Genomic DNA, 14,288 nt, shown 5'->3' with positions numbered 1-14,288 from the left:
ATATATTAATTTTATACCTAATGAAATTTTATATAAAAAATCATAAAATTTAGAATATTTGTACTCGTTTGTAAAGTTTTACGGAGTATTTTTTAATAAAAAGGGGCTCAGGTATATTGAAAAAACTGTAAAGAGGAATTTGCACATAAAACAAAGCTACCTGCCTATCTTTAAAGAGCAGATAGGCAGCGCAATTTGTACTTAGTGATGTATCTATTTTTTTTAATGTGCCTCCAACCAATTATTACCGATACCGGTTTCTGCCACAATAGGTACAGACAAAGGCAGAGCTTGCTCCATTGCTTCTTTTACCAAAATGCGCACACTTTCTATTTCGTGACGCGGCACATCTAACAACAACTCATCGTGTACCTGCAAAATAAGCCGTGCCTGCGATTGACTTTGGAGCAGGGTTTCGTGTATGCGTATCATTGCTATTTTTATCATATCGGCGGCACTGCCTTGTATGGGCGCATTGATAGCGTTGCGCTCGGCAAATCCGCGCACCGTAAAATTGCGCGAGTGGAGGTCTTTCAGGTAGCGTCTTCTGCCCAAGATGGTTTCGGCGTAGCCACGCTGCCGCGCCTGCTCAATGGAGTGCTGCATATAGCTCTGTACGCCGGGATATTGTTTAAAATATTCTTCTATCAGCGTTTTGGCTTCGCCGCGCGGAATACCCAAACGCTGTGCCAAACCAAAAGCACTGATGCCATAGATGATGCCAAAATTGACCATTTTGGCTTTGCGCCGCAAGTCGGAACTTACGGCATCTAAGGCTACACCAAATACGCGGGCGGCGGTGGCGGTGTGTATATCCAAATGTTGATGAAAAGCTTCGAGCATTGCCGCATCTTGGCTCAATGCCGCCATCAGACGCAATTCTATTTGGGAGTAGTCGGCAGAGAGCAGCACAAAATCGCTGTTGCGGGGCACAAAGGCTTTGCGCACTTCGCGCCCTTCCTCGGTGCGTATGGGTATATTTTGCAAATTGGGATTGCTGGAAGAAAGGCGACCTGTGGAGGTAACAGCCTGATTGAAACTGCTGTGTACTCTGCCGGTGCGCGGGTGAATGAGGGCGGGCAGTGCATCTACATAGGTGCTCTTGAGTTTTTGCAAAGTGCGATAACGCAATACAGCAGCAGCCACCGGATAAGAAGTTGCCAATTCTTGTAGGGTTTCTTCGTCGGTAGCATATTGTCCGGTTTTTGTTTTTTTGCCCTCGCTCGGAATTTGCATTTTCTGAAACAATATTTCGCCCAATTGCTTTGGCGAATCCATATTAAACGAAACGCCAGCTTGTTCAAATATCTGCTCACGCACCTGCTGCAATTCATCATTGAGTACGGTAGAATAACGCTTCAGAAATTCTACATCAACAGCTACTCCTTCATATTCCATATCTGCCAACACGCGCACTATCGGCATCTCTATTTCTTGATACAATTGCTGCAAAGAGGCTGCCGGAACTTGCTTTTGTAAGTGCTGCAAAAGTTGTAAGGTAATATCGGCATCTTCGGCGGCGTATTCTTTAATCACTTCTTGCGGCACATCGCGCATACTCAATTGATTTTTACCTTTTTTTCCTATTAGATTTTCAATCGGTACGGGCTGATATTGCAGATAGTTTTCGGATAAAATATTGAGGTTATGGCGCATTTCGGGTTCTATCACATAATGCAAAATCATGGTATCCTCCAAATCGCCTTTTACTTCAATATTGTAATTTTTCAGCACCAATATATCGTATTTGATATTTTGCCCTACTTTTTTGATGTTTTCGTTTTCAAAAAAACCTTTAAATTGTTGCAGCAACGACAAAGCTGCGCTGCGCATTATGGGTACGGGTACATAGTAGGCTTCGCCGTTTTTCCACGAAAATGACAAACCCACCAATTCGGCGAGCAAAGCATCGGTGTGGGTGGTTTCGGTATCCATACTTACCAAAGGCTGCTCCACCAACTGCATTATCAAACGGCTGATTTGTGTGGGGCTGTCGATGAGGCAATAATCGTGTGGGGTGTTGTTGATGTTTTTTAGCAAAATGTTTGTTGCTATATTGCTGTTGGCGACAGCTATATCGGCGAATAGCGGTAATTGTCCGGCGGCGGGCGGCGGCACATCAGCGGCGGCGACTTCACCGCCTTTTCCGTTTTTAGATTTTGCAGCCGTGAGGTCTTTTTCGTCCAAAATGCGGCGGGCGAGGGTACGAAACTCCAACTCCGCAAATACCTCTTGCAATTCGCTTTTATTAACAGGCTCTATAATATACGAATCGGGGGCATATTCCACAGGGGCATCAATAACAATGGTCGCCAAACGTTTGGAAATGAGTGCCAATTCTTTGTTTTTTTCCACTTTTTCTTTCACACTGCCCTTGAGCAGGTGCGTATTGGCGAGTAAATTTTCTATATTTCCAAATTCTTTGAGCAATTTGACGGCGGTTTTTTCGCCCACACCCGGAATACCCGGAATATTGTCGGCACTATCACCCATTAAACCCAGCATATCTATCACCTGCGATACTCGCTCTATATCCCAGCGTTGGAGTATTTGCTCCACGCCCAAAATTTCGGAAGGATTGCCGCCGATGGCGGGTTTATAAATAAAAATGTGTTCACTCACTAATTGTCCGAAATCTTTGTCGGGAGTTACCATATACACATCAAAACCATCTTGCTCTGCTTTTTTGGCGAGTGTGCCGATAATATCATCTGCCTCGTAACCTGCTACTTCAATAAAAGGAATATTGAAACCCGCCACAATGCGGCGGATATAAGGGTAAGAAGCAATAATATCTTCGGGCGTGGCTTGGCGATTGGCTTTGTAAAATTCGTGTTCTACGGAACGAAAGCTGCCGCCCGGCGCATCGGCTACAACAGCAAGGTGAGTGGGTTTTTCTTTTTGCAATAAATCCATCAAAGCACTCGTAAACCCGCTTACCGCCGATACATTCATTCCTTTGGAATTCATAAGAGGATTGCGGCTAAAAGCAAAATAAGCCCGAAAGATAAGTGCGTAAGCGTCTAAAAGGTAGAGTGTTTTTTTCATTGACTATCCAGTGATACGTAAAAGATAAAAATAGAAGAAAATAACGTGCCAAGACATTTTGCAAATATCACTTTTTTAAAGTGATTTTAAAATTTATATTACAAGTACAGCGAAAAAAAAACAAATAACTATTTGGTAATAAGATATTTTAAAATCTTATGTCTGTATTTTTTTTCAGATATTAAAAAAATACCCGCTCTACAGGTTGCAGCTTTATTTGTAAAATTTAAAATATCATACCCTTCAATTCCTGCAAGGGGCGGCAAGCTATTTTTCATTCAACCACAAAAAATACTTACCTTTGTCCTGAACTTCTAAGTTGTATTTTCATCTATGCGCCAACTCCAAAATTATATCTGCGGACAATGGGTAAGCGGCAGCGGAAATGCCCAAACCCTCCACAATGCCATCAGTGGCGAAGCCATCGCCACTGCCTCTTCCAACGGCATCGACTTTGATGCTATGTTGCGCTATGCCCGCTCCACCGGCGGCAATGCTTTGCGCAAAATGACTTTTCAACAGCGAGGCTTGATGCTTAAAAGTTTAGCCCTTTATCTTTTTGAGCGCAAAGAAAAATATTATCCTGTCAGCTACCAAACCGGTGCTACACGCGGCGACAGTTGGGTAGATATTGAAGGCGGTATCGGCAATCTTTTTGCTTATGCCAGTTTGCGCCGCGAGTTTGGTGCTGCTGCTCATTATGTAGAAGGCGACCACGCCAAATTATCCAAGCAGGGTTCTTTTATCGGACAACATATTTTAGTGCCTAAGCGCGGTGTGGCAATCCATATCAACGCTTTTAACTTTCCGATTTGGGGTATGTTGGAAAAAATCGCCTGCAACTTGTTAGCCGGTGTGCCTGCTGTGGTAAAACCCGCCACCCTCACTTCTTTTCTCACCGAAACAATGGTACACGACATTGTAGCCTCCGGTATTTTGCCGGAAGGCGCACTGCAACTCATCTGCGGCTCGGCACGCAATTTATTGGATTTCGTGGACTCGCAAGATGTAGTCACCTTTACCGGCTCTGCTGATACCGGACGCAAGCTCAAATCGCACCCGCGCATCATTTCTGAGGCTGTACCTTTTAATATGGAAGCCGACAGCCTCAATTGTTCGGTACTCGGCAGCGATGTGCAGCCCGATATGCCCGAATTTGAGTTGTTTATCAAAGAAGTTCACCGCGAAATATTTACCAAATGTGGGCAAAAATGTACGGCGGTGCGCCGCATTTTAGTGCCTGCCCATTTGATGGAAGATGTACAAACTGCACTTTCGCAGCGTTTGGCAAAAACTGTTATCGGCAATCCCGAACTCAAAGAGGTGCGTATGGGTGCACTGGCGGGTATGGAGCAGCGCGAAGAGGTGCTTTCTAAAGTAAAATTGCTGGCGGAGTATCAGGATATTGTTTTTGGTGACCTACACGCCAATGCACAGGTGCTGGGGGCTGATGCCGAAAAAGGGGCATTTATGGCTCCGATACTGATGCGCAACGACCAACCCTTCCGACATACCGCCGTACATGAAATAGAAGCCTTTGGACCGGTGAGTACGCTTATTCCGTATAGCGGCAACGACGAAGCCATCGAATTGGCGCAAATGGGCAAAGGCTCTTTGTGCAGCTCCATTTGTACGGCAGACGACAACATCGCCCGCGATTATGTGTTGGGGGCGGCTACGCATCATGGTAGAATTTTGGTGCTCAACCGCGAAAGTGCCGCTGAAAGCACCGGACACGGCTCGCCGATGCCTTTGTTAGTGCATGGCGGACCCGGCAGAGCCGGCGGCGGCGAAGAGTTGGGCGGCAAACGCGGCGTGCTACATTATTTACAACGCTGTGCCGTGCAAGGCTCTCCTACTACGCTGACGGCGGTAAGCAGCATTTATCAGCAGGGTGGCAAACAATTTGAAACCCCTGTTCACCCTTTCCGCAAGCATTTTGAAGAATTGGAAATCGGCGAAACCCTCTTTACCCACAAACGCACCATCACCGAAGCGGATATTGTTAATTTTGCAAATGTGAGTTGGGATCATTTCTATGCCCACACCGACCACACTTCGCTCGAAGGCACCGTATTTGAAAAACCCGTAGCTCACGGCTATTTTATTTTGTCGGCGGCAGCAGGTTTGTTTGTTGATGCAAAAAAAGGACCCGTACTGTTGAATTACGGCTTGGAATCGTGTCGTTTTGTGAAGCCCATGTATGCCGGCAACACGATAGGCGTGAAATTGACGGTAAAAGAAAAAATAGACCAAGAGAAAAAAACAGCCGAAGATGTAGCCAAAGGAATCGTTAAATTTTTTGTGGAAGTATATGACGAAACCAACGAAACCGTAGCCATTGCTACCATTTTGACGATGATAAAAAAACTGAAGCAGGACTAAATATATGATACTTTTGACTTTTTGGAGGTTTTGAGCCTCCAAAAAGTTGCTCCTCTTGTATTTTTTAGGTTCTTTTTTAAATAATATGAGCCATCTTTAGCCATATATAAAACGTTTCTATAAAAAAAGAAGCACACACATAAAAACAAATTCTCTTTCAGCTTTATATTTTAAAACAACAATGGTTTATCTTACCCGCCGCGAGCGATTCAACGCCGCACACCGCTTATACAACGTAAAATGGAGCGAAGAAAAAAACCGCGCGGTTTTTGGCAAATGCGCCAATCATAATTTTCACGGACACAACTACGATTTGTATGTGACCGTAAAAGGCACCCCCGACCCCGATACGGGTTTTATCGTAAATGCGCACTGGCTCGGAAAAATCATCAAAGAACAAATCATTGAACCCTTAGACCACAGCAACCTCAACACTGATGTTCCTTTTCTGAAAGATATTTTTCCTTCTACCGAAAATGTAGTCATTGCTATTTGGAAACAACTCGTGCCACACCTCGAAGGCTGCCAACTGCACTGCATCAAATTGGTAGAAACCGAAAATATCTACGCCGAATATTACGGGGAATAAAAAATAGACGATTATTTGCTTTTGAACTTTGACAAAGTTGGGGTGCATACAACAAATGTAGCAGTACCTAACTTTGACAAAGTTAGGGTACGCACAACAAATGCGGCACCGCCCACGCAAAATGCGGCACTGCCCACGCAAAATGCGGCACTGCCCACGCAAAATGCGGCACCGCCCACGCAAAATGCGGCACCGCCCACGCAAAATGCGGCACTGCCCACGCAAAATGCGGCACCGCCCACGCAAAATGCGGCACCGCCCACGACAAATGCGGCACCGCCCACGACAAATGCAGCAGTGCCCACGCAAAATGCGGCACCGCCCACGCAAAATGCGGCACCGCCCACGCAAAATGCGGCACCGCCCACGCAAAATGCGGCACCGCCCACGCAAAATGCGGCACCGCCCACGCAAAATGCGGCACCGCCCACGACAAATGCCGCAGTGCCCACGACAAATGCAGCAGTGCCCACGACAAATGCAGCAGTGCCCACGACAAATGCAGCAGTGCCCACGACAAATGCAGCAGTGCCCACGACAAATGCAACAGTGCCCACGACAAATGCGGCACTGCCCACGACAAATGCAACAGTGCCCACGACAAATGCAACAGTGCCCACGACAAATGCAGCAGTGCCCACGACAAATGCAGCAGTGCCTGAGTATTAATAAAAAAATAAATTTGAGAAAAAAAACAAAATCAGTTATAAATATGCTTGCGAGTTGCGTATATTTACCTGTTGTAATTGGGGAAAACTTTAAAGAAGTTGAGTTCTGAAGCTAACTAAGAATAAAATTTTAGAAAATTAATCAAACAAATAAAGTATTGATTTTCAATAACAAATTTTACGTTAGATAGGATTTTAAAATGAGACAGAAATCAACAATATAAAATCTGTTTTATAACTTTGTTAGTTATAAAAAGAACTATCAACAGAATAATATGGCCGACAAAAATTTAATGACACCGAGTACAGCAAGTCTAAGTGGATTGCTTGGAAACGGGATAACATATAAAGTTCCTATTTTTCAGAGAGACTATTCTTGGAAAATTGATAATTGGACTGATCTGTGGGAAGATATTAAAATTCTTTTAAATACTGGAAAAGACCACTATATGGGGGCTGTTGTTCTTCAAAAAATTGGAGAAAAGCAGTTTTTAGTCATAGACGGACAGCAAAGATTTACAACACTAAGTGTTCTTGCATTAGCTGTCATTAAGAGAATTCAAGATCTAATTAATGGAGGTATTGAGCCAGAAGACAATGCAGAAAGAATAAACGAACTTAGAAGAGGATTTTTAGGGCAAAAAGATCCGGCCTCATTACATTATTCAAGTAAACTTTTTTTAAACGAAAATAACGACCCATTTTACCAAAGAAATTTATTGCAATTAATTTCACCACAAAATGAACGAACTTTAATTGACTCTGATCGTCTTTTATGGCAAGCATTTGACTTCTTTTATAAAAAAATAGGCGAACTTTTTCCAAATGCAACAGGTGCTGAATTAGCAACATTTCTCAGTAAATCAATTGGAGATAAGAATATGTTTATTAAAATTGAAGTAGAAGATGAACTTAGTGCTTATACTTTGTTTGAAACTTTAAATTATCGAGGAGTCGATCTTACTGTTACAGACCTCTTGAAAAACTACTTATTTTCTTTAATTACACCTTCAGACTTAAGAATCGCTAAGGACATCTGGAAAAAAGTAGCAACAAGTGTTGGCATTGAAAAATTTCCTATATTCTTGAGACATTTTTGGATTTCAAGAAAACGATTGGTAAGACAAGAGCAATTGTTCAAAACAATCAGAACAGAAATAAAAACGAATCAGCAAGTTTTTGCTTTACTCAACGATCTAGATAATTATTCGGAAACTTACTTGGCTCTGCAAGATCCTTTCAGTATTATATGGCAAGGTAATAGAGAAAGAATCAAACGTATTCGTGAAATGAAATTATTTGGCGTTAAACAACAATTACCTTTATTAATGGTAGCCAAAGAAAGGTTTACAGATCAAGAATTTGATAAAACATTAAAAGTAATTTCAATATTATCATTTCGTTACAACGTTGTAGGCAGTCGTCAAGCAAACAGAATGGAAGAATTATATAACTCAGTTTCACAAAAGATTTTTAATTCAACGCTAACAACTGCTCAAGGCGTATTCAATGAGATAAGAGAACTTTACATTTCTGATGCAGACTTTAGAAATGACTTTTCTACTCTCGAATTGTATTCTTATGGTAGAAGTAAAAAACTAGCAAGATATATGTTGTTTGAATTAGAAAATAATATGATGCAAGGAGGAAATAGAGACTATGAACTTGATCCTGCAACAATTGAACATATATTGCCTGAAAATGCTGGAGCAAATTGGGATCAAGATTTTCCTCAAACTATTCAAGCTAATTACATCTATAGATTAGGAAATTATACATTACTTGAAGATCATCTTAATAGGGATTGTGAGATATTAACATTTGATCAAAAGAAACCGTTTTATTCAAAAAGTCAATATCAAATGACTAAAGATATAAATTACAATGATTGGAATCCCACAATCTTGGATAATAGACAAAACGAATTAGCAAGAAAAGCAACATCAATTTGGCGTATTCCATATGCTGACTAAAAAACTGCCTATAACAAGGTATTAAATTATATACGCAATAATGTAAAATAGCGATGGGACACACACTATCCATATTTATTTTTGCCCAATTAATACCTAAAACAAATGCTATAATTAACTTTTTTAGCAATTTTATTATTTACATATCATTCAGGATACTAGGTAATTTTCGAAATTAAAAACGAAAAACAACAAAAGACCTCACTTACTACAATAATTTTGAAAATAAATAATAAAAAAATGGGAGATACCAAGATATAGTCCAACCGCTATATCTAATTTTAAAACAACAAAAAAACAATGACAAACAGGCCAAACATACTTGTAGTTTGTGGGCGAAATAAAAAGCGCAGCAGAACAGCCGAACACATTTTTAAAAATGATGCCCGTTTCAATATCCGTACAGCAGGACTCAGCCCAAAAAGTGAAAGAAAAATTTCTGAAAATGATTTAAATTGGGCTGACTTGGTTTTTGTAATGGAAACAAGTCAGCGAGCAAAAATTTGGGAACTCTACAAACATTTAGAACTCCCCAAAATTGAAATTTTAAACATTGCAGATGATTACGAATTTATGGACGAAGAACTTGTCGAAATGCTAACAGATAGAATTAATGAAACTTTGGAAATAGTATATAAAATTTGACAAAGGAACAAGTTCAACACTTGACAAGCAGTTTTTTTTAAAACAAATTAAAACCGATACCCGCGCCCTGCCATATTCCAGCGCAATGCCAAACTCACAAAGTTGCTGCTGAGGGTTTGTTTGGCGGTGTGTTGGCTGCGATGCCACAGCGTAAGGTCTATAAAAAAGTTGTGTTTGGGCATATACGTCATCACCAACTCGCCCATATCTATTTCGAATCTCACGCCTTGCCCGATATAATTACCTTTGCTTTCCAACAAATTACTCTCTGTAAAAATATCGCCGCCATCGTTGATAATCCCCCTGTTTTTGCCATACACAGCGTGCATCATTGTAAATTGTAGTTGCAAGCGATGATGCGGCATATAGCGCACAATACCGAGCCATTCTTTAAAATTAGTGCTCAAAGGGTGCGCCAAAGGTGCATTGTAGTGGCTGTAATTGGTGGCAGCATACAAACCGATATTGAATTTTTTGTGCAGATTGACACTTAAATAATGTGCCGCCAAAAATTTTTTCTCTTTTAAACCATCGCCGTAGCCGCTGAACTGCTGAATGAGCTGTGCATAAATATTGGTATATTGAAAAGCACCAATTTGTGTATTGATTTTGACAAAAGGGTAATTATTCGAAAAATCCGACAACAGCAAAGAGCGTTCTCCTTCGCCGATAAAATTTTTATCCTGTCCCATTTGCACCTGTATGTGGCGCGTCACCGGAAAAGTAATATAGCCGCCCGCCCCGAAAAAATCAACGCCGTCATTTTTAAAAGGCAAAAAACGCCCCTCGTAAGGCACGGCTATCTGCGAAAAAACACGGTCGTTGATATAAAGCGGATAACGCGCTTGATTTTCGGTAAAAAAAGCAGCGATGCCGATTTTGCCGTCAATACAAGCCCGCATTTCCGCGCCGCGCGTATTGATAAAAGGAACTTTGCCACTGCGAAGTCTTTCATAGCCGAGTTGCAAGTGCAGCAAAGGGTTTATTTTTAGGAAACTGCCACCCTTGGAAATACTAAAAAAATCCGCCTGATTTTGATAAAAACGCCGCAAAATAGGCTTTTTAGAGTCCACCGCCCCCGATTCGCTCCATTCGTTGCTGTCTTTGTAGAGGTAGCTGTGGTCGCGGCGGTCGGCGGCAGCAAAAGACAAATCTTCCGAAAATTGCCTCGCTTCGGCATACTGCACCACTGCCTGCCGCAAATATGGTTTCATGGCGGTGTGCAGCACCGTATCCATTTCGCCGCTTTGCAGTTGCAGGCGTTCGGTGATGATATAAGCGCGATGCCCCAAAGGATAATATACGCTTTGTGCCTGCAAAAAGGTATTAAAACAGCAAAGTGTGGCGGCAATGCAAAATGAAATAATATTACGAATTGTTTTCATCAATATTTCTTTAAAATTTCAAAAGAGAATAAACAATTTAGCTGCTTCAAAAATAAACACATTTTGCAACAAGCAACCCGCTATTGTTATTCACAATGATTACTTTTGAATTTATTTTGTTGTATTTCATTTAAAAAAAACAAAAAATAATGTCGGCAATACAAATCTGGGACTTTATTTATGAGCATTTACAGCGTGGCGAAGCTGTTTTTTTGTTGTGGGTACTCCAAAGCGAAGGCAGCTCACCCGGGCGGCAGGGTTTTAAAATGGCGGTAAGCAGTCGGCAATTGCAAGGCACTATCGGCGGCGGTATTATGGAATACAAATTGGCAGAAAAAGCGAGGGCTTTGCTCCAAACACCCGACAAACTCCCCACACAGCCTTTTCTGATGCAGCAATTCCACGACAAAGCGCAGCCCAAAAACCAATCGGGTATGATATGCTCCGGCAGCCAGACGCTTGCTTTTGTGCCGCTTACTGCCTCGCACCTGCCTTTGGTGGTGCAGTTGATACGCCCACATTTGCAGCACCCGCCGCATACAGCTTTACAACTTTCGCCGCAGGGCATTTCGTGGAGCAATGCCGCCACCCCCGAATTTGTTTATCATTCCGACAACGACTGGCATTATTGCGAGCCGCAGACTACGCCGATTGCCGTTCATATTATTGGGGCGGGGCATGTGGGCTTGGCACTATCGCAGGTGCTGCATTTTTTGGGGTTTTATGTAAAAATTTATGACGACCGCCCGCAACTCAACACGCTGGAGCAAAATACTTTCGCCCACGAAAAACACCACGTCAGCGACTATCGGCATATCAAAACCTATTTGAAGCACGTTGCACCCACTGATTTTGTAGTAGTAATGACACTCGGCTATCGCAGCGACAAGGTGGTATTGCAACAACTCCTCCCCCACGCTTATCGCTATTTGGGCGTATTGGGCAGCGAGAAAAAAATAGCGACTTTGCTTCAGGAACTGTCGGAAGAAGGCTACGATGCCGAACAGTTAGCGACTTTGTATGCCCCCATAGGTTTACCCATTTACAGCAGAAGCGCAGAAGAAATAGCCGTGAGCATCGCCGCACAAATCATACAAATCAACAATCGGCATTTGCCCACCGGACGCAGCTATTCAACACAGTAATTTCAAAAAAAATAAAAAGCAATTTTCTTTTTCATATTAAAAAGTTCAAAAATGATGTAATATAAAAGTGTCAGATTGACACTTTTATATTAAAAAAATAATTATGTGTTTTCGTGCAGTTGCCGTAACTTTGCAGTGTCAAAAGAAAACAAAAACAATTTTGACAACAATTGATTAAAGAATTATTTCATCATTAAAAAAATAAAAAAATACAATGGAAGAGTTAATGAAAAAAGTATTGTACACCGGCGTTGGTTTGGTGGCTTCTACTACCGAAAAATTACAAGCAGTAGTAAATGATTTGGTGGACAAAGATAAATTGCACCAAGAAGAAGGCAAACGCATCGTTGATGATTTCGTAAAAAGCACCGAAAGCAAAAAAGATGAGTTTGAAGGCAAAATGAAAGAATTGGTGAACAGCATCGTAAATAAAATGAATTTGGTGCGCCGCGAAGATTTCAACGACTTGTCAAAACGTTTGGAAGAGTTGGAAAGCAAAATGACCAAAGCTGCTAAAAGTGCTACTACTAAATAAGTACAGCTGATTATCAGTGTATAATAAAATGAAAAAGCGTATCGTTTTATACGATACGCTTTTTTTATGCTATTTAGATGATGAAATATATTGCATTTATGATGAGATAAGTAATATATCGGATAAAAAATTATTTTTGCTGATATGTCTTTGGGTCAAACGCTGAAAAACATCAGTCGTGTGCGCGAAATTATCAGAATTTTGCTCAAATACGGCTTTGAAAACGTGGTGGTAAATACGCCTCTGCGCAATTTTGTGTCGGAAAGTCGCCGCCTGCAATGGACACACCACGAGCGTCCGGTATTTGATTTTAGCAGTTGGGAGCGTATTCGTATGGTATTTGAAGAGTTGGGTCCTACTTATGTAAAATTGGGGCAAGTACTGAGCAATCGCTCCGATATTTTGCCCGAAGCTCTGATAGCGGAATTTCAGAAATTACAAAGTCATGTGCCGCCTTTTCCCGCCGACCAAGCCCGCAACATCATAGAAAGTGAGTTGGGCAAAAAAATAGAAGAAGTATTTGCTGATTTTCAAGATGTGCCCATCGGCTCGGCATCTATCGGGCAGGTGCATAAAGCCCGCTTGCGCAGTGGCGAGGCTGTGGTGATAAAAGTACAACGCCCAGGCATCGGCTCTATTGTTGAAAACGACCTCTCTATCCTCAACGAAATCGTCACACGCGGCGAAGCCTATTTTGAGCGTTTCGGCATTACCAACGTAGTAGCGTTGGTGGCGGCTTTTGAGCGTACCATGCAGCGCGAACTCAACTACAGCATAGAAGCGCGCAATATGGATAATTTCAGAAGTTACTACGCCAGCGAAAAAAAATTGCATGTGCCTTTGGTGTATCGCGATTTATCCACTGCCAAAATTTTGTGCATTGAGTTCATTAAAGGTTGCAAAATTACCGACACCGAACAACTCAAACAGTGGCATTTGGATACCGCCAAAGTAGCCGAACATGGTATGGCTTTGTATTTGTCGCAAATATTTGAACATGGTTATTTCCACGCCGACCCCCACCCGGGCAATGTATTGGTAGAGCCTAATGGCGTGATTTGTTTGATAGACTACGGCATGGTGGGCAAACTGAGCAAGCGCGAAAAATATGCTTTGGCGGATATTTTTATCGGCATAGCCCAGCAAGATGCCGTTAAGGTGGCAAACAGTTTGCGGCGTTTGGCGTATGACGACAATGTAAGCGACTTGCGCGTATTGGAAAAAGAAGTAGATGAAATTGTGGAAGATTATGCCCTGCTCAATGTACAGGAAAATAATCTGGCAGAACTCGCCCTGCGCCTACAAAAAGTGATTTATAAAAACAAATTGCAACTACCCGGCTCTATTTTTTTGATTTTGAGAGCTTTGGCAATTCTGGAAGGTATCGGCAAACAAATTCACCCTTATTTTAACATTTATGAATTTGTAAAACCCTACGGCATAAAATTGGTACTGGAACAATACTCACCCGAAAATATCAAAGAAAACCTATGGAGTCGCGTGAGTCAATACGATGCCCTGTTGCGCCGCCTGCCCAACGATATTACCGATATTTTGCGCAAAACCCGCAAAGGTGAACTCGCGTTTCATATCCACCATCAGGGGCATCAGCCCATTTTGCGCGAAGTTAATCGTATTGTCAATCGTTTGATTTTGGCAATGCTGGCAGCGGCTTTTGTGTTGGCTGCCGCCCTCACCTACCGCAGCGAAAACAGCACCCAGCAAGGCGGCATTGTGTCGCTGATGAACCATGTAATGTGGAGTTATTTGTTTTTGGGTATCGCTTTGGTGCTGTTCGTGTGGGTACTCCTTACAATTATGCGCAGTGGCTGGCGCACTTGGGACGATGAATAATGATTAGATTCACATATATACACCACTGCCTGCCACAGCAAACTATAAAACTAAAAAGCAA

Annotated in this window: 10 protein-coding genes; 7 read left to right on the top strand and 3 right to left on the bottom strand. The window is 42.1% G+C overall.

Annotation, left to right across the window (positions count from 1 at the left end):
• Nucleotides 1-222: 222 nt before the first annotated feature.
• Complete coding sequence (polA, locus tag IPL35_13625) at nt 223-3,048, bottom strand: DNA polymerase I (GenBank protein ID MBK8444379.1); 2,826 nt, start codon at nt 3,046-3,048, stop codon at nt 223-225.
• Nucleotides 3,049-3,381: 333 nt separating this feature from the next.
• Between polA and paaZ the strand changes: the two genes are divergently transcribed.
• Both paaZ and IPL35_13615 read left to right on the top strand, forming a co-directional pair.
• Entirely contained in the window at nt 3,382-5,433 is a 2,052-nt protein-coding gene (paaZ, locus tag IPL35_13620) for a phenylacetic acid degradation bifunctional protein PaaZ (GenBank protein ID MBK8444378.1), read from the top strand.
• A 181-nt stretch (nt 5,434-5,614) separates the two neighbouring features.
• Nucleotides 5,615-6,022, top strand: a complete 408-nt coding sequence (locus IPL35_13615; GenBank protein ID MBK8444377.1) for a 6-carboxytetrahydropterin synthase — start codon at nt 5,615-5,617, stop codon at nt 6,020-6,022.
• Between the two features lie 82 nt (nt 6,023-6,104).
• On the opposite strand, the gene IPL35_13610 is transcribed toward IPL35_13615, so the two are convergent.
• Complete coding sequence (locus IPL35_13610) at nt 6,105-6,668, bottom strand: hypothetical protein (protein ID MBK8444376.1); 564 nt, start codon at nt 6,666-6,668, stop codon at nt 6,105-6,107.
• A gap of 297 nt (nt 6,669-6,965) precedes the next feature.
• Here IPL35_13610 and IPL35_13605 point away from each other — a divergent pair, with 297 nt between their 5' ends.
• Both IPL35_13605 and IPL35_13600 read left to right on the top strand, forming a co-directional pair.
• Nucleotides 6,966-8,663, top strand: a complete 1,698-nt coding sequence (locus IPL35_13605) for a DUF262 domain-containing protein (GenBank protein ID MBK8444375.1) — start codon at nt 6,966-6,968, stop codon at nt 8,661-8,663.
• A gap of 300 nt (nt 8,664-8,963) precedes the next feature.
• Nucleotides 8,964-9,308: a protein-tyrosine-phosphatase gene (locus tag IPL35_13600; GenBank protein MBK8444374.1), complete on the top strand. Its 345-nt coding sequence runs from the start codon at nt 8,964-8,966 to the stop codon at nt 9,306-9,308.
• A gap of 47 nt (nt 9,309-9,355) precedes the next feature.
• Here IPL35_13600 and IPL35_13595 read toward each other — a convergent pair whose 3' ends face one another.
• Nucleotides 9,356-10,693: a hypothetical protein gene (locus IPL35_13595; protein MBK8444373.1), complete on the bottom strand. Its 1,338-nt coding sequence runs from the start codon at nt 10,691-10,693 to the stop codon at nt 9,356-9,358.
• A gap of 149 nt (nt 10,694-10,842) precedes the next feature.
• On the opposite strand from IPL35_13595, the gene IPL35_13590 reads away from it, so the two are divergent.
• From IPL35_13590 to IPL35_13580, 3 genes are all read left to right on the top strand, one after another.
• Nucleotides 10,843-11,838, top strand: coding sequence for an XdhC family protein (locus tag IPL35_13590; protein ID MBK8444372.1), 996 nt, complete (start codon nt 10,843-10,845; stop codon nt 11,836-11,838).
• 226 nt (nt 11,839-12,064) lie between these two features.
• Nucleotides 12,065-12,373, top strand: coding sequence for a hypothetical protein (locus IPL35_13585; protein MBK8444371.1), 309 nt, complete (start codon nt 12,065-12,067; stop codon nt 12,371-12,373).
• A gap of 144 nt (nt 12,374-12,517) precedes the next feature.
• The gene (locus IPL35_13580; protein MBK8444370.1) at nt 12,518-14,227 is read left to right on the top strand and encodes an AarF/ABC1/UbiB kinase family protein; all 1,710 of its coding nucleotides are present in this window, start codon (nt 12,518-12,520) and stop codon (nt 14,225-14,227) included.
• The last annotated feature ends 61 nt before the right edge of the window (nt 14,228-14,288 follow it).

It is taken from the genome of Sphingobacteriales bacterium (assembly GCA_016711285.1).
GTDB lineage: Bacteria > Bacteroidota > Bacteroidia > Chitinophagales > UBA2359 > JADJTG01.
The sequence above is the reverse complement of the archived record's forward strand: the minus strand, read 5'-3'. Positions and strand labels throughout refer to the sequence as shown.